The sequence below is a fragment of the Alkaliphilus serpentinus genome (genome assembly GCF_009017255.1).
Classification (GTDB): domain Bacteria; phylum Bacillota; class Clostridia; order Peptostreptococcales; family Natronincolaceae; genus Alkaliphilus_D; species Alkaliphilus_D serpentinus.
The window spans coordinates 1-24,381 of sequence record NZ_WBZB01000008.1 but is presented as its reverse complement, the minus strand read 5'-3'; the positions used below and the strand labels follow the sequence as shown (position 1 = coordinate 24,381).

General features: G+C 37.8%; 20 protein-coding genes. 18 read left to right on the top strand and 2 right to left on the bottom strand.

Annotated elements, in window-relative coordinates:
* Nucleotides 1-5: 5 nt before the first annotated feature.
* From gatA to F8153_RS02210, 3 genes are all read left to right on the top strand, one after another.
* Complete coding sequence (gene gatA, locus F8153_RS02220) at nucleotides 6-1,466, top strand: Asp-tRNA(Asn)/Glu-tRNA(Gln) amidotransferase subunit GatA (RefSeq protein WP_151864722.1); 1,461 nt, start codon at nucleotides 6-8, stop codon at nucleotides 1,464-1,466.
* Nucleotides 1,466-2,902: an Asp-tRNA(Asn)/Glu-tRNA(Gln) amidotransferase subunit GatB gene (gene gatB / locus F8153_RS02215; protein ID WP_151864721.1), complete on the top strand. Its 1,437-nt coding sequence runs from the start codon at nucleotides 1,466-1,468 to the stop codon at nucleotides 2,900-2,902. The genes gatA and gatB overlap by 1 nt, the downstream gene beginning before the upstream one ends.
* 102 nt (nucleotides 2,903-3,004) lie before the next feature.
* Nucleotides 3,005-4,084 (top strand): Gmad2 immunoglobulin-like domain-containing protein, encoded by a 1,080-nt coding sequence (locus F8153_RS02210; RefSeq protein WP_151864720.1) that lies wholly within the window; start codon nucleotides 3,005-3,007, stop codon nucleotides 4,082-4,084.
* A gap of 42 nt (nucleotides 4,085-4,126) precedes the next feature.
* Here the strand turns inward: F8153_RS02210 and F8153_RS02205 are convergent, their stop codons facing one another.
* On the bottom strand, nucleotides 4,127-4,921 hold the full coding sequence (locus F8153_RS02205; protein ID WP_192929616.1) for a DUF4097 family beta strand repeat-containing protein: 795 nt from the start codon (nucleotides 4,919-4,921) through the stop codon (nucleotides 4,127-4,129).
* 386 nt (nucleotides 4,922-5,307) lie between these two features.
* Between F8153_RS02205 and F8153_RS02200 the strand changes: the two genes are divergently transcribed.
* A complete protein-coding gene (locus tag F8153_RS02200) occupies nucleotides 5,308-5,631 on the top strand; it encodes a hypothetical protein (RefSeq protein ID WP_151864718.1) in 324 nt (107 codons plus the stop codon).
* A 114-nt stretch (nucleotides 5,632-5,745) separates the two neighbouring features.
* On the opposite strand, the gene F8153_RS02195 is transcribed toward F8153_RS02200, so the two are convergent.
* Nucleotides 5,746-6,888, bottom strand: a complete 1,143-nt coding sequence (locus F8153_RS02195; protein WP_151864717.1) for a THUMP domain-containing class I SAM-dependent RNA methyltransferase — start codon at nucleotides 6,886-6,888, stop codon at nucleotides 5,746-5,748.
* Nucleotides 6,889-7,720: 832 nt separating this feature from the next.
* Here F8153_RS02195 and F8153_RS02190 point away from each other — a divergent pair.
* The 14 genes from F8153_RS02190 (at nucleotide 7,721) to xerA (ending at nucleotide 24,268) form a co-directional block, all read left to right on the top strand.
* Nucleotides 7,721-9,100: an extracellular solute-binding protein gene (locus F8153_RS02190; protein WP_151864716.1), complete on the top strand. Its 1,380-nt coding sequence runs from the start codon at nucleotides 7,721-7,723 to the stop codon at nucleotides 9,098-9,100.
* A 67-nt stretch (nucleotides 9,101-9,167) separates the two neighbouring features.
* Nucleotides 9,168-10,037: a carbohydrate ABC transporter permease gene (locus F8153_RS02185; protein ID WP_151864715.1), complete on the top strand. Its 870-nt coding sequence runs from the start codon at nucleotides 9,168-9,170 to the stop codon at nucleotides 10,035-10,037.
* A gap of 24 nt (nucleotides 10,038-10,061) precedes the next feature.
* Nucleotides 10,062-10,877, top strand: a complete 816-nt coding sequence (locus F8153_RS02180) for a carbohydrate ABC transporter permease (protein ID WP_151864714.1) — start codon at nucleotides 10,062-10,064, stop codon at nucleotides 10,875-10,877.
* Nucleotides 10,877-12,166, top strand: a complete 1,290-nt coding sequence (locus F8153_RS02175) for an efflux RND transporter periplasmic adaptor subunit (protein ID WP_151864713.1) — start codon at nucleotides 10,877-10,879, stop codon at nucleotides 12,164-12,166. Before F8153_RS02180 ends, F8153_RS02175 begins: the two co-directional genes overlap by 1 nt.
* Nucleotides 12,157-13,233 carry an ABC transporter permease gene (locus tag F8153_RS02170; RefSeq protein WP_151864712.1) on the top strand — a complete coding sequence of 359 codons (1,077 nt, stop codon included), beginning with the start codon at nucleotides 12,157-12,159 and terminating at the stop codon, nucleotides 13,231-13,233. Before F8153_RS02175 ends, F8153_RS02170 begins: the two co-directional genes overlap by 10 nt.
* 285 nt (nucleotides 13,234-13,518) lie before the next feature.
* Nucleotides 13,519-14,907 (top strand): sigma-54 interaction domain-containing protein, encoded by a 1,389-nt coding sequence (locus F8153_RS02165; protein WP_151864711.1) that lies wholly within the window; start codon nucleotides 13,519-13,521, stop codon nucleotides 14,905-14,907.
* Between the two features lie 186 nt (nucleotides 14,908-15,093).
* The gene (kdd, locus tag F8153_RS02160; RefSeq protein WP_192929615.1) at nucleotides 15,094-16,131 is read left to right on the top strand and encodes an L-erythro-3,5-diaminohexanoate dehydrogenase; all 1,038 of its coding nucleotides are present in this window, start codon (nucleotides 15,094-15,096) and stop codon (nucleotides 16,129-16,131) included.
* Nucleotides 16,132-16,162: 31 nt separating this feature from the next.
* Entirely contained in the window at nucleotides 16,163-17,413 is a 1,251-nt protein-coding gene (gene kamA / locus F8153_RS02155) for a lysine 2,3-aminomutase (protein WP_151864709.1), read from the top strand.
* Between the two features lie 20 nt (nucleotides 17,414-17,433).
* Nucleotides 17,434-18,501 (top strand): lysine 5,6-aminomutase reactivase subunit KamB, encoded by a 1,068-nt coding sequence (gene kamB / locus F8153_RS02150; protein ID WP_243136868.1) that lies wholly within the window; start codon nucleotides 17,434-17,436, stop codon nucleotides 18,499-18,501.
* 1 nt (nucleotide 18,502) lies between these two features.
* Nucleotides 18,503-20,152 (top strand): lysine 5,6-aminomutase reactivase ATPase KamC, encoded by a 1,650-nt coding sequence (kamC, locus tag F8153_RS02145; protein ID WP_151864708.1) that lies wholly within the window; start codon nucleotides 18,503-18,505, stop codon nucleotides 20,150-20,152.
* A 40-nt stretch (nucleotides 20,153-20,192) separates the two neighbouring features.
* Nucleotides 20,193-21,749, top strand: a complete 1,557-nt coding sequence (kamD, locus tag F8153_RS02140; RefSeq protein WP_151864707.1) for a lysine 5,6-aminomutase subunit alpha — start codon at nucleotides 20,193-20,195, stop codon at nucleotides 21,747-21,749.
* A complete protein-coding gene (gene kamE, locus F8153_RS02135) occupies nucleotides 21,750-22,505 on the top strand; it encodes a lysine 5,6-aminomutase subunit beta (protein WP_151864706.1) in 756 nt (251 codons plus the stop codon). It begins immediately after the preceding gene.
* A gap of 121 nt (nucleotides 22,506-22,626) precedes the next feature.
* The gene (gene aac(6') / locus F8153_RS02130; RefSeq protein ID WP_151864705.1) at nucleotides 22,627-23,073 is read left to right on the top strand and encodes an aminoglycoside 6'-N-acetyltransferase; all 447 of its coding nucleotides are present in this window, start codon (nucleotides 22,627-22,629) and stop codon (nucleotides 23,071-23,073) included.
* A 175-nt stretch (nucleotides 23,074-23,248) separates the two neighbouring features.
* The gene (xerA, locus tag F8153_RS02125; RefSeq protein ID WP_243136867.1) at nucleotides 23,249-24,268 is read left to right on the top strand and encodes a site-specific tyrosine recombinase/integron integrase; all 1,020 of its coding nucleotides are present in this window, start codon (nucleotides 23,249-23,251) and stop codon (nucleotides 24,266-24,268) included.
* Nucleotides 24,269-24,381: the final 113 nt, after the last annotated feature.

The window sequence follows — 24,381 nt, the reverse complement described above, 5'->3', positions numbered from 1 at the left end:
ATAACATGACAATTACAATAGATGCTATAAAATCAGCCATTGAGGGAGGGGAAAGATTAACTGAAGAAATCATCCTTCAATTTTACAAAAGAATAGAGGAAAGGGAACCGGAGGTCAATGGATTTTTAACCCTATGTAGGGATGAGGCCTTGGAGAGGGCGAGATCTATTGACCAGAAGAGAAAAAAAGGTGAGAAGCTAGGAAGACTTGCAGGGGTTCCTGTTGCAATTAAAGATAATATCTCCACCGATGGGATGAAAACCACCTGCGCCTCAAGGATGCTAGAAGATTATATCCCACCCTATGATGCAACCGTTATTAAAAAACTTTGGGATGAGGATGCCATCATCATTGGTAAAACCAATATGGACGAATTTGCTATGGGCTCCTCCAACGAAAATTCTGCCTTTAAAGTAACCAGTAACCCTTGGGACACTAAAAGAGTTCCTGGAGGCTCCTCTGGGGGTTCGGCAGCAGTGGTGGCAGCAGAAATGTCGGTAATGTCCTTGGGTTCGGATACTGGAGGCTCCATTAGACAACCAGCAGCCTTCTGTGGAGTAGTGGGCTTAAAGCCAACTTACGGTCTTGTTTCAAGATTTGGTTTAATCGCCTTTGCCTCCTCCCTGGATCAAATAGGCCCCATAACCAGAACCGTTAAGGATTCAGCCATAAGCCTAGAGGTCCTTCAGGGTCATGATCCCATGGATAGCACCAGCTACAAGGGAGAAGCTTCAAGCTACTTAGAAAGTCTTGAAAAAGGAGTAAAGGGATTGAGAATGGCAGTACCCAAGGAATTTTTCCATACTAAGGGTCTAGATCCCGAAATTGCGGATAGTATCAGAGCTTCTATAGAAAGATATGAAAGGCTAGGGGCCATAGTTGAAGAGGTCTCCCTGCCCTTGATGGAGGAAAGCTTAGCTGCCTATTACCTTATTTCTTCAGCAGAGGCCAGCTCAAACCTAGCTAGATTTGATGGGGTAAGGTACGGCTATAGGACAAAGGAATATGAAAAAATAGAGGAGCTAATGGAGAAGAGCAGAAGTGAAGCCTTTGGTAAGGAGGTAAAAAGGAGAATTATGATGGGAACCTATGCCCTATCCTCAGGATATTATGATGCCTACTATAACAAAGCACAAAAGCTAAGAAAAATCATTAGCCTACAATATCAAGAAATCTTTAAGGATTATGACTTAATCATCTCTCCCACCACACCAATACTTCCCTTCTTAAAGGGGGAGAAAACCAACGATCCTCTAGAGATGTACCTAGGAGATATTTATACCATAAATATAAATCTTGCAGAACTCCCAGCATTGTCTATGCCCTGTGGCTTTAGTAAGGAGGGCTTACCAATAGGGCTACAGCTTATTGGCAATCATTACTCAGAGGCAACCCTTCTTAGGGCCGCCCACCAGCTAGAGCAGGAAATTGGTCTAAAAAGTCCCATCAGAAAGGAGGAGGTATAATGCTTTGGGAAACCATTATAGGGATGGAAATCCACGCAGAACTTGAAACAAAATCTAAAATATTTTGTAGCTGTCCAACGGAATTTGGTGCACCTCCAAATCATCATACCTGCCCCATATGCTTAGGTTTACCAGGCACCCTACCGGTGATGAATCAAGAAGTAATAACATTAGCAATAAAGGCGGGATTGGCATTAAACTGCGAAATAAACCTTTACAGCAAAATGGATAGAAAAAACTACTTTTATCCTGATTTACCAAAGGCTTATCAAATTTCTCAATACGACCTTCCCATATGTAAGGATGGATGGATTGAAATTGATGTAGAAGGAGAAAAGAAGGAAATTCGAATCAATAGAATCCATATAGAAGAGGATGCAGGAAAGCTAATCCATCTTGAGGATGAGCCTAACTCCCTAATTGATTACAATAGGGTGGGGGTTCCCTTAATTGAGATTGTATCAGAGGCGGATTTAAGATCTCCTAAAGAGGCAGTTGCCTATGTGAAGGCTCTAAAGGCAATCCTTGAGTATGCTGGAATATCCGATTGTAGAATGGAGCAGGGCTCCCTTCGCTGTGATGCCAACATATCCGTCAGAAACCACGGACAAAAGGAATTGAACTCTAAGGTGGAAATTAAGAATATGAACTCCTTTAAAGAGCTTCTTAAAGCCATGGAAAAGGAAGAAAAAAGACAATTGGAGCTTTATCAATTTGGGGAGGGCCATAAGGTTATCCAGGAAACCAGAAGATGGGATAGCGGTAAAGGAAGAACCATTCCCATGAGGAGTAAGGAGGATGCCCACGACTACAGGTATTTCCCTGAGCCCGACTTAAAACCCATTATCCTTCAAGAAGCAATGGTTAAAGAAATAGGAGATACTTTGCCAGAGCTACCCCATGAGAAAACCATCAGATTCAAAGGGGATTATGGCTTAACCGATAAAGAGCTTGAAATTCTGGTAGGGGATAAGGCCTTAGCCACCTTTTATGAGGCTACAGTAGCAAAGGCAGGAGAACCTAAAGCAGTTGCCAACTGGGTATTGGGAGACCTATTAAGGCTGTTAAAGGAAAAGGAAATAGATAGCTATGCCATACCAGTAGAACCAGAAACCTTAGGAAGCCTTATTCAATTGGTGGATGAGGGTAGAATAAGCGGTAAGATTGCTAAAGAGGTTTTTGAAGAAATGTTTTACACTGGTAAAAAACCGCTAGAAATAATAGAAGAGAAGGGCTTAAAGCAAATCAGTGGTGAGGCTGAGTTGGAAGCTATAATTGATAAAGTTTTAGCCTCGAACCCGCAATCAGTAGAGGATTTTAGAGATGGTAAGAAGCAAGCTCTAGGTTATTTAATGGGGCAGGTAATGAAGGAAACAGGAGGACAAGCAAACCCCAAAACAGCAAAGGAGCTATTGGAAGGGAAATTAAGCTCCTAATAATCATATCTAGGTTTTACTATGTTTTTCAACAATCTAAGGGTTTAAAACCCTTAGCCAGTGGTAAACTATAGATATATTGTAAACGGGAGGTGTCAGCTTATGAAGCTTAGTAGGTTTGGATTAATCATCATGTCACTTCTAATTGTATCTGGCTGTCAGATTAAGGATTCTCCCCTACCTAATCAAGAGGAATATCCATATAGTCAATTGAAGGCAGAGTCCATTCAAGACTTTCAAATATATTGGGATGGAGAAAAATCTTTAAAGGAAACCCACAGTAATAAGACTGAAACCCTTGCAGATTTAATAAGCAAAATTCCTCCCATAAACCTAGAAGCAAAAATAGATGATCCTAAGTGTCTTAGGGGAATAAAGCTTACCTTAAATAGAGAAATAGAAGGCAGCAATCAGCTTTTAATATGTCTTATAGACTCAGAGGAACGAATTAGGCTTGGCCCCCAAGGAAGAGAATATGTTGTCACCTCTAAGGAGTTGGTAGAATTTATAGAAGATAATAGACCACAAAAGCTAGCCATCCTAGAAGAGGAGCATGTGCCCAGCAATGCAATGGATTGGTTTAAGGAATTTAATCGAAAAGAAAAAGCAGCCTATGTCTATCAACATCCCAATGCCACCTTTATTAGAGTTGACGCAGGGGAAAAACCCACTGGAGGCTATGATATTGAGGTTAAAGGCTATGTTGAAGAAGAGTACCCTAGAAGAATTCATGTGGAATTTACAGAGCCAGAGGAAGGACAAGTAGTAACTGAAGCCCTAATCTATCCTACGGTATATTTAAAGGTTTATACCAAAGAAGCCAGTAGATATGACGTTATAGACCAACAGAAGGAAATCTTAAACACTGAAGAGGAATTTGTATATGCAGTGCTGGAAACCCCCTTGGAGGATGATAAAATCGATAGTAATTTTAGAGTAAAGGGGAGGATTATAGCCTTTGAAGGGGCCTTTGTAATTAGAATCTTAGATGCCTACGACAAAGTCATCCATGAGGAGTTCCTTCAAGCCGATGCAGGCGGGCCACAATGGGGTGCCTTCGATGAAAAAATCATTTTTCAACCTCCAAAAGACGACACGGGATTTTTAGAGGTTGGGGAGTTCAGTGCCCAGAATGGAATTTTTCTTCAACGATTAAGAATACCAATAAGATTTGAAGAATAAATAGTGTAAGTAAAAAAGATAAGTCGGCTGACTTATCTTATTTTATTTATATGTAATATTAAAGGCTCCGGTTATGGTTTCTAGATTTATGCTAGAATCCCCTTCGTTGTATTTGGTGTTTATCCTTCCTGTCACGGTTTTAAAGCTTGGATTAACATTAGAATTTTTTGATAGGATAATATCACAGTTGCCTGTAGTTGTCTTTATACTAAGGACTTTTTCACTATTTGCAACCTCTATGGCAACGGCTCCAGTAACGGTTTCTATATTAAGATTGGATTCAACCTGCTGTAATTGAATATTGCCTGTAACGGTTTCTAACTTAGTTTCCTTTGATAGAAGCCGTTGGATATCAATAGATCCCGTTATGGTTTTAAAGGAAAAGGATTTAATGTGTTGAATTTCATCAACCATCAGGTTACCATAGGAATTCTCAATTTCAATATCTTCTTTATATTCCCTTGGGATAGAAATGTCTAAACATAAGTCGGATTCTATATGCAATAGAGGGCTCTCGTAGTGTTTGATTTCACCATAAAGAAATCCATCCTCTACAGCCGTCAACAGGCTGGGGGTTATATAGGCCTCCGAAGAAGAGATTTTTCCGTAAAGGTGGATTTTTATATCCCCTTCGGTGGTAGGGATTAAACGGACGATAGTACCCTTACATTGAAGGTCAATATTTTTTATATTTTCGATTGAATGAACCTCCGCATCGTCAATGATATAATGATGGGTCTGTATTTCAGGCTGATCAAAGACGTTAGAAATACCCCTATGGTGAATTGGAAAGGGTAATGAATAGGTTTTAATTCCACCTGTAGCATTATAATTCATTTTAAATCCTCCTATGTACATAAATAAAAATCCTTCTTATATATATTAGAAAAAAGATAGGAAAATCCTCCTAGTTTTATGGAAAAAATTTAGGACTTTTTTACCAGGATTTTGCATCATTCGACAAATCCTCTTCGAACCAATTGCAAACACATATAAAACCTAATAAAGGATGACTTCTTTAAGAAAAATTGATAAAATAAATTATAATTGACTATAATAACTTTTTAATACAGATAAAATCCAGACTGTTCAAAAGTTATTAGATTCGCGAAGCAAAGGTAGTCAGCGAATGAAGCGTATACAGAAATACGTGAGAATGCTGACTAGCTGCAGCAACAAAGAAGATGATGACTTTTCAACGGTTTGAAATGGGGGCAAAAAATATGGACAACAAACAAAGAGAAAATTTAATAAAAGCCTATAACAAAGGAAAGACAAAATACATCCTACAGCATGGAGTATTAAGCTGGGGGGTTTCTACAGCAATTATATATAGGATATTGGTATCCCTCTTTAATATTGGATTCTCCTTTTCAGCCATTAAAAGGGGTTTATTCTCACTGGATACCCTTTATGCCATACCCCTCTTTAGCATCGGAGGTTTGTTATGGGGAATATTTATGTGGAAGATAATCGAAAAGAAGGCAAGTGAAATTAAGGAGAAAAGGGGAAAAAGAAGAAAAGATAGAGAAGAGACAATTTTATAGACTGATCAAAAGCCTTTAGAGTCGAGGCACAAGAAAACCTAGCACCGCAGCGTATTAAAAACATACGTGAGGATGCTAGGTTTTTGCAGTAACAAAGAATATGGAGGTTTTTCATCAGTCTACTTTTCGGGGCGGTCTTGGTCCATAATACTGATAATAAGTACACTCAATCCTACCATTATAGAGCTTTCTTTTCTTATCGGCCTTTTTACCAAAGAGATCTTGAAAATCTGGATTAGAGGTTATAATGTAATGACTCCAGGTGTCAAGCTTACCGAAGACCTTTCCCATATCACGATAAAGAGCTTCGACTTCTCGTTTCTCACCAATCCTCTCGCCATAGGGGGGATTGCAAATGATACAGCCATATTCAAAACGAGAGGATAAATCCTGAAGCCTTAGCTTCTGCACATGAACATCCTCATCCACACCAGCCTCTGTTATATGATATCTTGCCAAGGATAAAACCTCACCATCAGCATCCGAACCATAAATCCTTAAGGGGAGATCATACTTAGCCAAATCGTGGGCTTCCTTTCGTGCCTGCCACCATAGATTTTTAGGAATTAATGGCCAGTCCTCAGAAACAAAGCTTCGATTTAAACCCGGGGCGATGTTCTTTCCAATCAGGGCAGCCTCAATTGGAATGGTTCCAGAGCCACAAAGGGGATCAATTAAAACCCGATCCGGCTTCCAGTAGCTTAATAAAATTAAGCCTGCTGCCAAGGTCTCCTTGATGGGAGCAACATTAGAAAGGCTTCTATAGCCTCTTTTATGTAAGCCATCTCCACTGGTATCAATTGTTAAGGTGGCAACATCCTTTAAAAGGGCCACTTGAATCTTATATTTTCCTACCTTTTCCTCAAACCACTCTTTTTTATATTTTACCTTAAGCTTTTCCACCACAGCCTTTTTAACAATGGCCTGACAATCGGAAACACTAAAAAGCTTAGACTTTACGGATTTACCCACTACAGGAAATTCTCCATCTTCTGGTATAAATTGATGCCAAGGGAGGGCCTTAGTTTTCTCAAATAACTCATCGAAGGTAGTAGCCTTAAATTCACCCACCTTTAATAAAACCCTGTCAGCCGTCCTCAGCCATAGGTTACTTTTACAAATTCCTTCTAAATCAGCAGTAAAGACAACCCTACCATTCTCTACTATCATATCCTCATAGCCTAAATCCTTAATTTCTCTAGCCACTACTGCCTCTAAACCAAAGGCAGCCGTAGCAATCAATTCCACTTTATTCATTTAAATGCCTCCAATACTATTACTTACATATCATCAATCCCTATTATTATACCCATTATATTCAGTTATGTCGAATCCAAAGTGCAAGTACTTCATAGGATATTAAGCTTGATATGGAGCCTAACCTTGGTACCAAAATTGTAGGAAAATCCATTGGAGATTTAATATTTTACATCTTTTTAATTATGTTAACTTTATTTCAAGCAATAAAAACCTACGATATTAAGAAAATGTCGAATATCGACGAATAGTAATGAACCATTGAGGGAGGGAAAATAAATTTTACATAGAAGTAATAAAAAAGTATTAATTTTGGAATGAATTGTAAATTTAGTACCGTGTGAAAAATCTTTATCAGGATATTTATAGATGTAACGGTACTTTTGGTGTCTCTACATGGTATTAGGCATTGACATTTCTTGAAGAAGTGAAGGAAAGTGCAATATTAACTATAACTGCTGAGCATCAAATATTTATAATGCTATTTTTAACGAATATATAATTATTTATGTGATTTTTATAAAATGATAATAGAATGCTCTATTATTTATTTTATGTATTTAAACTTACATAATAAATCTAAACTATTAAACATTCTTGAAGAAGACTTATTTAATGATTTTACAAATAAGGAGTTAAAAGTATTAAATGGCTATTACTTATGGCGTAGAAATCTTAGTGTTATTAGAAGTAAGAAAAGGAATAGTACAAGGAGTTTAGCTTTTGTCACATTAAAAGATTGTTAATTGTAGTATGGATCAGTATTTAAGTAAGTGGCATTTACGGCATATAGTATTTGTGTAAAAACTTATTTAAAAAGGAGTGTGGGGAAATGAAGAAAGTATTATCAGTCATTTTATCATTATTTATACTAATATCAGCTGTAGCATGTACTGGAGGAACAGCAGATTCTAATAAAGTAGATGAAAATGAGATTACAATAGTTATGTCTCCAGTGGATAGTTTCACTGATGGTTATATGGCCCATCTAAACCTATTCGTTGAAGAATTCACTAGAGAAACAGGAATTAAGGTAAATATAATAAGGAAGCCTGCTAACAGTCAAGAGGAGTACATACAAAGCAGAAATGCTGACTTTTACTTAGATGATGGGCCAACATTAGTATTAATTGGTGCATTAGAAGAGTATAATGATTTGGTTCGACAAGGGGTTGCCTTAGAAATAGAAGAGCTAATACCTAATTATGAAAATATATATGAAAGTCTCAGGGATGGATATCTTGTACCAATGGGTATGGGTGAAAGAGGAACTTTGTTAAATAAAATTGTTCTAGCAGAATTAGAATTGCCAGAGCCTAGCTTAGACTGGTCCGTTACCGATTATCGTTATGTTGCATATAAATCGTATGAGGATAGAAAGGTGCATATGTCTCGGGAGTTATTTGGGGAGATTATTGAAATTGAAATAAAAGAGTTTGGGCCATTTTTAAATGAAAACGGGGAAAGTAAAATGGCTAATGAGAATACAGTCAAATGGATTGAAAAAATCAGGGAAATACTACTATATTCTGATTTGTTCACAATAAATGAAAACTACACTTATAAGAACTATTATAATATGATTTTTTCCCCCCAATCCGATGAAAGAGTAGAATCAAGGGAATTATGGCTTTCCAGTAGAAAAGATGATTTCTTTATATTAAGTAGGTTTCCAAGAAACACTTTAAATTCTTTGGAAACAAGTCGAAACTATTCCTCCTATCTGATTCGTAGTAATGTTAGAGCTTCAGATACAGTTATTTTACCCGAACCATTTGGATATGTACATTACTGGGGATTATTGGTTAATGGAAAGGGTAAAAACATTGAGGCTGGTTTGAAATTTCTAGAGTACTTATTAAGGGATGAGGCTCAACTAAAGCTATACACCGAACCATTAAAGCTACGTAAAGATAGTTTTATATCCTTTAGTGCTCCTGTAGTTAAAACCATTGAGGATAAAATTAAAGCTATTGAAAAGGAGAAAGGAATAGATGAAGATCTAATTGCTTTAAGGGAAGAGGTACTAAATCAAATAAAGAATAATGAGAGGGTCAGACTTTATTCTGGCACTAAAGAAGAACACCTAAAGGATGAATTAGTAAAATTAATTGTTAAAATAGTATTTGCTGATGACAAATATACCAGTGAAGAAATAATGAAGGAGCTAAGGGATTTTGATAATAGAATGAATCTGTATTTAAATGAATGAGTTAATTAAATGCTAAATGAAAAATAGCATTAATGCTACTTTAGATACAAGGGAAGGGTGCTGCTAATTGGAAGACTCATTAAGTAAAATGGAACCAGAAAAGAAAAAAAAGAAACTAGCTAGGAAAAAAATCAAAAAGCTAAAGGGCTATCTGTTTATACTTCCCAGCCTTATAGGCTTCAGTATTTTCTTTATAATTCCCTTCCTTGAAGGTATAAAATACTCATTTTATAAAAGTGGCTTTATTAAAAGCTTTGTTGGCTTTTCAAATTATAAGGATGTGTTAAGTAGCGGAGCCTTCAGATTAGCTTTAAAAAACAACCTATTATTTATGCTTGTAGGGGTTACCCTAGCTATAGCAATATCCTTTTTATTAGCCCTTGTAATATATGAAATAAATCCTCCAAAGCACATTAAATTAGCCATTATACTACCCATAGCTATACCCTCGGCAGTTACATCGGGTTTCTTTAGAAAGCTCTTTACAAGTAGTTTTAGCATTCTTGATTCAGACTATGCCATGATTGCAGTTATACTAATCTACATATGGAGGAGTGTAGGCTATAATCTGATTATTTATTTAGCAGCCTTAACCAGTATGGATAAAAGCATTATAGAAGCAGCCAAAATTGATGGCAGCAATTACTTACAAAGGATAAGACATGTTATATTTCCCCTTACAATACCTTCTACAGTGTTTGTGTTTATTGTATCTGTAATAAACTCCTTTAAAGTCTTTCGAGATGTTTTTATACTTGAGGGCGGCTATCCAAATCAAAAGATATATATGCTGCAGCATTATATGAACAATACCTTTAGAAACTTGAGTTATCAAAGATTAACAGCGGCATCATATATGTTCGCCTTAGCGATATTTGCATTTGCAGGTTTGTTTTTTTATCTGGATAAAAGATATTCAAAGGGCTTGGAAAAATAATATTACAAAGAGAAGGGGAAAAACATGAAGCCAATTCTTTATATTTTAATTATTGTTATTGCTATTATTTTTATTCTACCAATTGTGTATACAGTTTCAAATTCCTTTATGGATGCAAGACAATTGGAGACAAATAAAATAGAGATATTACCTGATAGGTTCTCTTTAAATCAATATTTTGATTTAGCTATATTTAAAGGGGAATACTTTTATTATTTTCTAAACTCAGTTAAGTTAACAACAATTATTATTTTAGGGCAGATACTGGTAGGCGTTTTTGCTGCCTATGCCTTTGCTAAAATGGAGTTTCCGGGAAGAGATTTTATTTTTCTTCTGTATATTTTAGTAATCATTTTACCCTTCCAGGTAACTATGGTGCCCAATTATATTATGTTTGATAATTTGCAAAAGACCTTTAACCTAAAATTTCTAGACACCCTTAAAGCAATTATATTTCCTGGTATTTTTACATCCTTTGGGGTTTTCCTTTTAAGACAGTTTATAAGAGACATACCCAACGATATAATTGAGGCCTCCAGGGTGGATGGAGCAGGGGATATTAGATTATTTTTCAGTATTATCCTTCCGGCAATCAGACCAGCGGTTTTTACCCTTGTTATACTTTCCTTTATAGACAACTGGAACATCATTGAACAGGCAGTCATTTTTATAAGTTCACAAGAAATATTGCCCCTTTCGGTTTTCCTAGAAACAATATATTATAAGGATTTTAATATCTTCTATAGTGCTGCAACATTATATATGTTTCCGGCGATATTAATCTTTACAAAGGGACATAAATATCTGAATGAAGGATTAAATGTAGGGGGTATGAAATAATGAATAGTTCTATACTAAAGGGATTAAAAAGGCTTTCGGTAGAATTCATTGTTTTAATTTTTATATTAGGCTTCTTCTCAAAGACAGTATCAGGTTTTTTTATTACTGAAGTTCAAACCGTTAGGATAGTAAAGGAACAAAACATATCAAAAACCCTCAAGTTGCAGGGAGCTATAGAACCTCGGGAGATCTTAAAGGTACTCCTTGAAAGAGACATTGTTGTTGACTCCTATTTTGTCAATGTAGGAGACAGAGTAAAAGAAGGTGATCCAGTCTTTAAAATAGATCCTACATACGGTAATTTTATAAGTCAAGACCCATTGACGGATTTGAAGCTAAAAATAGAAAATGAAGAAATGAAAAAGGAAAGAATTCTTTGGAATCTCCACAGGGAAGAAATAAGTATTGATGAAATTATAGATACTTTAGAAAAGGAAGAGTTGAACTTAAAAGATACTGAGATTTTACACCAAGCAGGGGCAATACCATATGCAGATATTAAAAGGGCTAAGGAAAGAATAAAAGATATTAAAGCTGATCTGGAGAAGGCTAAGTCAAATTATGAATTTTCACAAAAAGAAGCAGAAATTAGTCTCAAAAACATAGATTATATAATTAACAATTATAAAATTGAAATTGCCCATTTAAATATTAAAAATGAATTCTATTCAACTATTGATAAAGATGGCATCTATTATGCAGCTGCTTCGGGGGTAATACTTAATGTTAATAACCCTAAGGTTATTTTAAGAAAGGACACCCCAATTGTAGAAATAGCTGAGGCAGAGGGCTATGATACAGTTAAAATTGTTGGATATGTGAATGAGAATGACCAAGAACTCTTAGAACTGGGAACATCTATAAGATTTCGTGAGGATTCAAAAAACAAGACTTTAGATGTGAAGCTTACCAATATTAGCAAAATATCTCAAAATAGATTGATAAAAATCGAGGGCATATTTGATGAGGGTATAAAGGGAAAACCTTTATTGGGATCAGTTTTAGATGGTACTATTCTTAAGAATGTGAACGGGTCCTATGTTATTCCCAAGGCTGCAATAATCCCTACAGAAGGCTTTCAGGAGGGGAAAAGCGGGGTTGTTTATATTGTAGAAGCCGAAGAAGGAGTTTTAGGAACAAAATATACTGCAAAGGAAATAATAATTATTATGGAAACCATAGGGGATCTAAGCGTTGCAGTAAAGGGGCTGGAGGCTTATGCTGAAAATTTAATTATCAACAACTTATCCTATAAAATTAAGGATGGAGTGAGGGTGAATTGGAAATAAAAAAAATTTTGATTACTCTAGCTTTACTTCTCCTCCTTATGGCAGCCAGCCTATACATAAGCAATAACTATAATTTGATGGGTGTCGAGCTGAGGTTGGATGGGCCTTTAGATTATGAAGTACTAGAAAGGATCACCTATGGAACAAATTTACTGAACTATTCTATAAATTATGAAGGCAGTACTGCTGGTTTCAAAACGATTATGACAACAGGCAATGATCTGTTATTTAAAAATATAAAGATGGAACAAGGGGATTTCATCACCAGAAATGATAGAAATGTTGTGGCATTAGGAGATAGAGTTTCAGATAAATACTTCAGAACAGCTGATGCTGTTGGAAAGAATATTTCTATTTATGGCATCACCTATGAAGTGAAGGGTGTAATAAAAAACAGTGATCTTATATATATCCCCTATAACAAAGACATGTTAAATGATAACTGGAGTAGAGTAATAGTACGATTTCAGCCCTATACCGGAGGTGAATATAAAAACTTTCATCTAAGAGCAAATAACATTATGGAGTCAATTAATAACAACCCATATACTGTAATTAATTCGATTAAATACATGAATGTTGCTTATTTTTATAGAAATATATCAATTATTATTTTAATATCCATATTACTTAATATAGCTGTAAAGATATACAAAAGTCTTAAGGAGAACCTTAGAATAAGATATGAGGATTATCAAATCAGGAAACTTGAAATGAGTATATTTAGATATATAAGCATAAACATAAAGGATATTATTAATACTGCATTTAAAATCCTTATTGAATTAGCAGCCATATATGCAATGTATAAAATTGCAACCTATACTCGCATTGATAAAGACTTTTTTCCTGATAACTTTTTAGCTTTAGAAAGCTATACAAGCATTTTAAAGGACTTGTATAATTCATGGAAGCTCAGACTGGAAAATGGCCTAACACCTATAATGATGGATTTTTTAAAGGTTAATGTATTTATACTGACCACTATGATAATTCTTATGATCCCAGGCAGGAAGGCAGCTCCCAACGAGGATAAGTCTTTAGGGGAAGGGTTTTTGGAGCAGTAGGCACTTTATGTGAAGGTTAGACTCCTTTAGAGGCAATCATTGGGATTTCTGGTGGATAAAATTAATCCTTCGATGCTACCTATAGCTACTGGAGCAATTATGGTAATATTAACATTTTTCATGTATGGTGTGGAAGAGCTTAAAAAGATATAAGCAATGGAAATTAGTCATCAGCATTTAAAAAACACGTAATAATAATTTGTAATAAACCCATTAATAAGGTACAATAATAGAAGAAGTGCCGATTAATGGGCTTTTTATGGCCGGAAAGTGGGCGGATATTTTATGGAATGGTTTCTATCCCGTCATCATATTGAAGAACTGCTGGACAATATAGGAGAAGGTGTTCAAATTATTGATCGTAAAGGCAAAATAATCTATTGTAATGAAGCGGCTGCAAAGCTGGATAATGTCAATCGTGAAGAGGCCATTGGTCGGAATATCCTAGAGGTCTATCCATCCCTTACGGAGGAAACCAGTACCCTTTTGCAGGTAATGGCAACCGGCAGGCCCATACTAAACCTTCAACAAACCTTTGTAAATTTTAGAGGCTACCGTATAACCACAATCAATTCCTCCTTACCCGTAATGGAGGGTAAAAAAATATTAGGGGCAATAGAGATTTCTCGAGATATTACAGCCGTTAGGGCCTTATCAGAAAGGGTTTTAGACCTGCAAAAGCAGCTTTATAAAGACGAGACCAAGAGAAACAAAGATACCAAGGGTACTGCTAAGTACACCTTTATGGATATCATCGGACAAAGCAAAGAAATCTTAAAATTAAAATCTAAGGCTCTAAAAGCAGCTGAAAGCCTTTCCTCCATAATGGTTTATGGTAATACAGGAAGTGGCAAGGAGCTTGTGGTCCAGTCCATCCATAATGCCAGTAACAGGCGAAACAAACCCTTTATCGCTCAAAATTGTGCGGCTATACCTCCTACCCTATTGGAAAGCATCCTATTTGGAACCGTTAAGGGAACCTTTACCGGAGCTGACCATCGCCCGGGGCTCTTTGAGCTAGCCAATGGTGGAACCTTGTTTTTAGATGAAATAAATTCTATGCCCATTGAGCTTCAAGCTAAGCTTTTGAGGGTTTTAGAGGAATCCTCCATTAGAAGGGTTGGAGACATCAGAACCCGTGAGGTGGATGTACGAATAATCGCAGCCATGAATATCAATCCGATGGAGGCTTTGGAGAATAGGCTCATAAGAAGTGATTTATTCTATCGGTTGAATGTTGTATCCTTAAGGGTACCAGATCTAAAGGAACGTAAAGAGGATATCCCCCTATTGGTGGACTATTTTGTTCGACAGTTTAATGAAAAGCTAGACAAGACGGTGATTGGTGTAGAGGATAATGTGCTAAAAACCTTTATCAGCTATCCTTGGCCAGGCAATGTTAGGGAACTAAAGCATGTAATTGAAGGGGCCATGAATGTGCTGGAGGGGAATTATATAAAGGATGGAGATTTACCTCAACATCTTCAAAGGACCCTGGAAACCATTGAAGATTCTACAGGATTTTCCCTTAGGGAGGTCTTAATAGAGGCGGAGAGAAAGGCCATAGCTTCTGCCATAAAGGAGGCAGAAGGAAACGTAACCAACGCAGCAAAGGCTTTGCAGATACCTAGACAAACTCTACAATATAAAATGAAAAAGCTAAAAATAAAATAATTGCCTAAAATTCGGCAATTTTTTATTTTCCCGGGCTGATAATTATGGTCTACTTACATAAGAATATAATAGAAGCCTTATTATACAGCCACTTAGTATTGATATTACTTATTGGCATAATAATTGCTATTTATCATAAATGGACTAAAATAATATCATTTTAATATTTTTAAGGAGGAAGTAATGATGAAAAAAGGATGCCCATTCGGTACCCATAGGGTTATAGAGCCTAAAGGAGTTTTACCTCAACCAGCAGTTAAAATTGATAACAGCATGGAGATATATGACAACGAGATTTTAATCGATGTACATACATTAAATATTGATTCCGCCAGCTTTACCCAGATAAAGCAAGAGGCCAATGGAAATGAAGAAAAAATTAAAGAAATCATGCTAGCCATCGTGGAAAGTCGTGGAAAACACCAAAATCCTGTAACAGGCTCAGGTGGAATGCTGATTGGTACCGTAGAAAAAATCGGTACAGCCCTAGAAGGAAAGAGTAATCTAAAGGTGGGAGACAAAATTGCTACATTGGTTTCCTTATCTCTAACTCCCCTTCAAATCCATGAAATTATCAGCATTCGTAAAGAAATTGATCAAGTAGATATTAAGGGAAAGGCAATCTTATTTGAAAGTGGAATCTACAGCATCATTCCTAATGATTTGCCACAGAATCTTGTATTATCCGTGTTAGATGTTGCAGGAGCCCCCGCCCAAACAGCCAAGCTGGTTCAACCAGGCCACAAGGTTGTTGTAATCGGTGGTGGAGGTAAATCTGGAATGCTATGTTTATATGAAGCAAAGAAAAGGGCAGGTAAGGATGGGCAGGTAATTTGCTTGGCCCCCAGTGAGGGATCTAAGGAAAGGGTTATGTCCTTAAACATAGCCGACAATTTCATAGTGGCAGATGCCACCAATGCCGTTGAGGTTATGGATAAGGTTAAAGAAGTAACCGGCGGAGAAATGGCAGATGTGGTAATTAACTGCGTAAATGTTGCCAACACTGAAATGGCCAGTATATTAGCTGCAAAGAGTGATGGATTAATTTACTTCTTCAGCATGGCAACCAGCTTTACAAAGGCAGCCCTAGGTGCAGAGGGAGTAGGTAGAGATAATACCATGATTATAGGAAACGGCTATACAAAGGGACACGCAGAGCTTACCCTTGAAATTATGAGGGAGAATCCAGAATTAAGAAGGGTTTACCAAGAGCTTTATGCATAAAAAGAAGTTATAAGTGGAGAGGAGAGATAGGATGCGTGACTATAGACAGATTGAAATGTGGAAGGATGTAACAGAGGAGCAATGGAATGACTGGCATTGGCAGGTTTCCAACAGAATAACCACCGTTGAGGAATTGAAGAAGGTTATTTCCATAACAGAGGAAGAGGAAAAGGGGATACATGAGTGCCTTAAAACTCTAAGGATGGCCATTACACCCTATTATATAACCCTAATGGATGAAAAAGACCCCAATTGTCCTGTAAGAAAACAAGCAGTACCCTTAATGGTGGAGGTCAACAAGAGTGAGGCTGATATGGAGGATCCTCTTCATGAAGACCATGACTCCCCGGTTCCCGGATTAACCCATAGATATCCCGATAGAGTCCTTCTATTGGTTACAGATATGTGCTCTATGTATTGTAGACATTGCACCAGAAGAAGATTTGCTGGACAACAGGACAGTGGACTTCCAATGGATAGAATAGATGCAGCCATTGATTACATTTCAAAAACCCCACAGGTTAGGGATGTATTGCTTTCCGGTGGAGATTGCTTGTTGATTTCTGATGAAAGGCTCGAATATATCATCAGCAAGCTAAGGGCCATCGAACATGTGGAAATCATCCGCCTTGGCTCAAGAACCCCCGTTGTTTTACCCCAAAGAATTACTCCTGATTTGGTGAATATGCTTAAAAAATATCATCCAATTTGGTTAAACACCCACTTTAATCATCCAATGGAGATTACCAAGGAAGCCGAGGATGCCCTGAAACTGATGGCAGATGCCGGGATTCCTTTAGGAAATCAATCGGTGCTACTACGTGGAGTTAATGACTGTGTCCATGTTATGAAGGAGCTTCTCCATGGCTTGGTTAAAAACAGAGTCCGTCCCTATTATATCTATCAATGTGACCTTTCAATGGGGATAGAGCACTTTAGAACCCCTGTGGCAAAGGGTATAGAGATTATAGAAGGTCTAAGGGGTCATACCTCAGGCTATGCTGTGCCAACCTTTGTTGTTGATGCCCCAGGTGGTGGAGGCAAAATCCCTGTTATGCCAAATTATGTAATTTCTCAAGGAGCCCACAAGGTTGTTTTAAGGAATTATGAAGGGGTTATAACCACCTATACTGAACCCAAGAATTATGATGACAAATGTAATTGCAGTGTATGTGCTGGAGAAAAGAAAGAAAAGCTACAGGGTGTAGCAGGATTAATTCAAGGCAACGAGATTTCTATGGAGCCTGCCAACCTAGAAAGACACCAACGCAGCCATAAGTAGCCAATACAGGGGGGCCTAATATGTCCTCCTGTATTTTGAAGTGGAGGATGTTCATGGAGCTTCTTAAATATGCCTACAAAAAATATAACACCCTATCGGTGGTTGGAATGGCCAAGAACGCAGGAAAGACGGTAACCCTCAACAGACTCATCGAAGAGGCAGCGGAGGCTCAGGTTAAGCTTGGAATCACCTCCACCGGAAGAGATGGAGAAAGGTTAGACCTTGTTACCTCTACAGAAAAACCCACCATTTATATTCATGAAGGAACCCTAGTGGCAACAGCAGCCGAGACCCTACTGGCCAGCCAGGTTAAGCTGGAAATATTAGAGGTGACCAATTTCAACACTGCCCTAGGTCAGGTGGTGATTGCCAGAGCCCTCGATAGCGGTTTAGTGGAAATTGCAGGCCCCACAACCAATCATCAAATTAAAGTGGCAGCAGAGATGATGAAATATTTTGGGGCAGAATTGATTTTAGTCGATGGAGCCATAAACAGAAAAACAGCAGCAGCCCCTTCCATTACCGAAGGGACGATTTTAGCAACCGGCGCTGTAATCAGTAGAAATATAAATAAAGCCATTGAAGATACCCTTCATCAGGTAAGGCTCTTTAATCTGCCAGTGGTGGAAGATCATGAAATGAGTCTGTTGGCTAGAGGAATTATAGAAGAAAAGACCTTTGCGGTAATAAATCAAAGGGGAGAGATCACCTATCTAGATATCGCAACCTCCCTTAATACCGGCATAATTATAGGGGATGCTATTAAGGAAAACAGTACCTACATTATAATAAGTGGTAGCCTTACCAAAAAAACCTTAGAGGATATCATTGCCGTATCCCCCTATTATAAAAACGTAAAGATAATTATAAAAGATGGAACTAGAGTTTTTCTCAATTCAAAGGACTGGGGCTACTTCCTCAAAAGGGGAATCAGTCTAGAGGTTTTAGATAAAATAAATGTTTTAGCTGTAACCATAAACCCTGTTGCACCCAGTGGCTACAGCTTTAATCCAAGGGATTTTAAAGAAAAAATGCAGGAGGCCCTAAGGCCAATCCCGGTGGTGGACGTTGTTATGGAGGAACTGTAATATGGGTATGCCCTTTATGGAATCAAAGCTATCAGAATTAATAGGACTCAAGGAAGTATTACAGGGTCTACAGGTATTAACTTCCTATGGAAAAGCCGTCAAGGAGGAGCTAAGACCCTTCCTTCCTGAGGAAGGAGATAGGATTACTAAGGCCCTTGATAACCTTGCCTTTTTTAAGGAGGCTTTGGATTCAAGATTAGAGCTACAGCTATTATTAAAGAATAATCTTAGTCAATTTAAGGATATTAGAGGAACCCTTAAGCGCTTAGAAGGCGGAGAAGCCCTCAATATCATTGAGTTCTTTGAAATCAAGGCACAGCTAATGGAAATGTCAGAGCTTCAATCGATCATTCAAAATAGCAGGTTGAAGCAGATGGAGGCCCTTAAGCTTCTATCTATTGAAGAGGTCATAAAGCTTTTAGACCCTGAAGGAACTGGACTAAAAACCTTCTATCTTTATGATAGCTATGATGAAAATCTTAAGGTTATTAGAAAAGAAAAGAAGGACCTTGAGGAGGAAATTACCAAAGAAAAGAACAGAATCAAGGAAATTATTTCCCAGGAAACACAGCTTAAGCCAAAGCTCAACGGAGAGATTATAGTTGATAAGCAGGATAAGGATAAAATTCGAAGGCTTATGGAGTCCCCTTGGGTATTTCTATCCTCGGAATCCTTTAGAAGTCTGGTTTTTAGAGTGAAGTCCTCATCCCTCTTGGATGAGCTAAACAGTAAGCTATTATTGGTTAAATCGATAGAAGAGGATTATGAGCAGGAGGTACGGCAGAGGTTAACCCAACAGCTGAAAATCTATGGGGAGGCTATCCATCAGAATATAAAGGTTGTAGGGGAATTGGATTTCCTTTTTGGCAAGTATCTTCTAAATAAGAGGATAGATGGTGTAAGACCAAAGCTGGTGGAGGGACCCTATCTTCAAATAGAAGGGGGTAGGCATCCCATTGTGGAAAGGACCCTTCGCAGTAAGAATCAAGATTTTACACCCATTGATATAACCTTAAAGTCTGGAGTTACCCTGATTACTGGAGCCAATATGGGTGGCAAAACCGTTATTCTAAAGCTCATAGCCCTAACCACCATTATGGCCCAGATGGGCTTGTACGTTCCAGCAAAAAGAGCCTATATTGGACCTGTCAGCTTCATCCACTTCTCAATTGGAGATCAGCAGTCCCTAGAGGCCGGTCTTTCCACCTTCGGAGCAGAGATATTCTACTTAAAGAACACCCTCCATCGGGTGGAGGAGGGTGGGTTAATCCTAATGGATGAGCTTGCCCGTGGTACCAATCCAACAGAGGGTTATGCTATTTCCAAGGGAATTATGGAATTTTTAAAGGATAAGCCAACCATCAGCGTAATAACCTCCCACTTTGATGGTCTTTGTAGGGTTAAGGATATTAACCATCTACAGGTGGTGGGGCTAAAAATGGATTTAATAGCTGAAGATAAAGACAAGATTGTGAAACAGCAGCAGGCTGAAGGCTTTCTTGAAGAATATATGGACTACCGACTTCAACCAGTATCAAATGGGAAAGCAGTCCCTAAGGACGCTATATTTGTAGCTAAGCTTCTGGGCCTTAAAGATGAAATCATCCAAGAGGCGGAAAGGGCCATAAAACCCCTAGGAGAAGGAGAATAGCTTTTGCGATAGATAAAAATATTTGTAAGGAGGGAATGTAGTGTCAAGTAAATTGAATCTTGATATTGATAGCATAAAGAAGGCTAGAAGTGCAGCCAGAACCATCGCTGAGGATGTGCAGCAATTTATAGACCAGCATAGTACGGTAACAGTAGAGAGAACCATAGCAAGATTATTGGGGATAGATGGAGTAGATGATGGAGAATATCCCCTTCCCAATGTCTTAGTAGACCATATCCGTCAAAATGGTGGAATGGCTCAAGGGGTTGCCTTCTGGCTGGGGAACGCTATGGTCTATAGCGGTAAAAATCCTCAAGAAATTGCTGAGGCAGTTGCCGGTGGGGATATGGAGATTACAAAGCTACCCCCACAAAATATGGAGGCTATTAAAACTGCCATAAACTCCATTGCTCAGTCAACGGTAGACAGAATAAAATCCAATAGAGAAAAAAGAGACGATTTTATTGAAAATGTAGGAGAGGGAAAAAAGCCCTATCTATATGTAATCGTTGCAACAGGAAACATCTATGAGGATGCCATTCAGGCCCAAGCTGCTGCAAGACAAGGGGCAGATGTAATTGCAGTAATTAGATCTACAGCCCAAAGCTTATTGGACTATGTTCCCTATGGAGCAACCACCGAAGGCTTTGGAGGAACCTTTGCCACCCAAGAAAACTTCAGAGTCATGAGGAAGGCCCTTGATGAGGTGGGAGAAGAGGTAGGTAGATATATAAGATTATGTAACTATTGCTCTGGTCTTTGTATGCCTGAAATCGCAGCAATGGGCGCTATGGAAAGACTAGATGTTATGCTAAATGATGCCCTCTATGGAATATTGTTTAGAGATATCAACATGCAGCGTACCCTTATAGATCAGTACTTCTCAAGGATAATCAATGGCTATGCAGGAATCATTATAAATACTGGAGAGGACAACTACCTTACAACCGCCGATGCAGTTGAAGAAGCCCATACCGTGTTAGCCTCTCAATTTATTAACGAGCAGTTTGCCCTAAAGGCAGGGATTCCAGAGGAGCAAATGGGTTTAGGCCATGCCTTTGAAATGAATCCAGACCTAACCAATGGCTTCCTATGGGAGCTGGCTCAAGCCCAGATGGCAAGGGAAATCTTCCCCAAGGCTCCGTTAAAATATATGCCTCCGACAAAGTTTATGACGGGAGATATCTTTAAGGGACACATTCAAAATGCTTTATTTAATTTAATATCCATATGGACGGGACAAGGAATTCAGCTGTTGGGAATGCTAACTGAGGCCATCCACACCCCCCATCTTCACGACAGGGCCCTATCTATAGATAATGCCAAGTACATCTTTAATAATTGTAAGGATCTTGGCGATGAGATTGTCTTTAAGGAGGATGGAATTATCCAGAAAAGAGCCCATGAGGTTGTCACCATGGCGGCAGATTTACTACAGCAAATCCAAGAGGATGGACTCTTTAAAACCATTGAAGAAGGAAAATTTGGTGGAGTGAAGCGTTCACGAGATGGTGGCAAGGGTCTTGAGGGAGTCGTTAAAAAGGCAGAGGGCTATTTCAATCCCTTTATAGAAATGATGCTAGGGGAGGGAAAATAAATGGCAGTAGAAAAAATCGATTATACACAAGTGAAACCCTATGGGGATACCCTAAACGATGGAATGGTGCAAATGAGCTTTACCCTACCTGTACCCTATGGGGAAGAGGCTAAGGAGGCTGCCCGTCGTCTTGCTCTGAAAATGGGCCTAGATGAACCCAGCGTTGTCCATGCTAAGGATCTGGGTATTGGCTTTACTTACTTTGTGGTTTATGGTAAGTGCCAGCACACTGTAGATTATTCTAGCATAGAGGTTGTGAAGGTTGATGTAGATACCATGTCTAAGGATGAGGTTGAAGACTTTATTGAAGCCAATATCAAAAGGGATATCGTGGTGGTTGGAGCCTGTACAGGAACCGATGCCCATACCGTTGGGATAGATGCCATCATGAATATGAAGGGCTATGACGGTCATTATGGACTTGAAAGATATAAAGGAATTGAAGCCTACAATATGGGAAGTCAGGTTCCCAACGAAGAGCTGGTTGCCAAGGCTATTGAGGTAAATGCAGATGTTATATTGGTTTCTCAAGTGGTAACCCAAAAGGATGTTCACATTCCAAACCTAACGGAGCTAGTGGAGCTTTTAGAGGCAGAAGGAATTAGAGATAAAATTGTTCTAGCCTGTGGAGGCCCAAGATTAAGCCATGAGCTAGCCAAGGAGCTAGGCTATGATGCTGGCTTTGGAACCGGCAGCTATGCCGAGGATGTTGCCTCCTTTGCAGTGAATGAGATTGTAAAAAGAAACTTAATATAGGATATTAGAAGCAGGATTTTTGAGGATCCTGCTCCTTCTTTTCTATAGGAGGAATATTTGTATATATGTTGAAAATATAAGGACATGAAAGCATTAAAAATATAAAAAGGGGATGAATTAAATGAAGGGCTACATTGAAGAGGTATCAAAGGAAGGCTTTGAGGAATGGGTAGCCATGGGTTTGGAGCTATGGCCAGATAATACAGCAGAAGGCTTAGCGGTAGAGTTTAAAAATCTTTTAGAATCTGCAAAAGAAAAGGCTTACTTATATAAAGTTAATAATAAATATGTAGGATTTATAAATATTTCTCTAAGAAATGATTATGTTGAGGGTTCAGTTTCTTCGCCGGTAGGCTATGTAGAAGGAATTTATATTAAGGAAGATTACAGAAAAATGGGGATAGCAAAGCTTTTAGTAGAAAAAGGAGAAAAGTGGGCTAAAGGCAAAGGTTGTAGTCAAATGGCCTCGGATATTGAAGCCCATAATACCATTTGCTACGACTTCCATCTAAACATCGGATTTAAGGAAGCCAATAGGCTAATTTGCTTTATAAAGGATATAGACTAAATCAATTCATGTTAAATAGATTCATTCTTGAGTATAGTTTGTAGCTATACTCTTTTTGTCGATTTTTGGCGATAATTATTTCCATTTTTTGAAAAGTTTTTAGAGGAAAGAGGGCTCTTTTGTTGAAAATAATTGATAGAAAATCTTTACATATGGAAGGTTAGGAGCTTAGGTCATGGATTTTAAAGTTGAAGTAGTATCAAATCAAGTAAATGTTTCATCTCCTTATTCGATGGGGATAGTTGAGAAGCTTCGACAGATCGGAGGTGGAAGGTGGAATCCACATGAAAAACGTTGGGAGTTTCCATATTCAGAAGAGACTATCACCAAGCTAGAAGAATTAAAGAATAAACATAATACTCAAAGAGTACAAATACTCCTATCTGAGTTTCTTGGTTCTTTAAGACTTAAGGGTTATAGCCAAAATACAATAAAGGCCTATAAGGGTCACTTTGTAAGATTTTTAGAGTATATTGAATATGATATTACTAATATAGATAGTCTATCGATAAAACAATACTTATTATTTCTTTTAGACAAAGAAACCTTTTCTCACTCTTATGTTAATCAGGCAATTAACTCAATTAAATTCTATATGGAATATGTAGCTAATGATATAGAAACTGTTGATAAAATAATAAGACCAAAGAAACAAAAAAAGCTACCTCAAGTTCTAAGTGAAATGGAAGTAAAAAAAATATTTGAGGCAGTAACCAATCAAAAGCATAGGCTTTTATTGATGTTAACCTATTCTGCCGGACTAAGGGTTAGTGAAACTGTTAATCTAAAGTTAAGTGATATTGATAGCAACAGAATGCTTCTGAAAGTTCATCAAGGAAAAGGTAGAAAAGATCGATATACCATACTATCAGAAGTTGTTTTACATGAATTAAGGGAGTACTATAAGAAATACAAGCCCCAGCAATATATTTTCGAGGGTTCTGAAAGAACAAACCTAACTGAAAGAAGTGCCGAAAGAGTTTTTAAGGATGCCCTAAAGAAGGCTGGTATAAAACGAGAGGTAGGTATGCATTCATTAAGACATTCCTTTGCAACTCATCTATTGGAAAGTGGTACAGATCTAAGATATATCCAAGAATTATTAGGTCACAATAGCTCAAAGACAACAGAAATATATACCCATGTTACTAGGAAGTCACTGAAGAAAATAATAAGCCCGATAGATAGACTATAAGTCCTAAACTTACTTATATAAGGGATATATACGACACTACGTCAGATATAACAACTATATGGAGGTATATACGACTGTCGTAGATTTGGTAGTTATATGTCATAGGCTATATT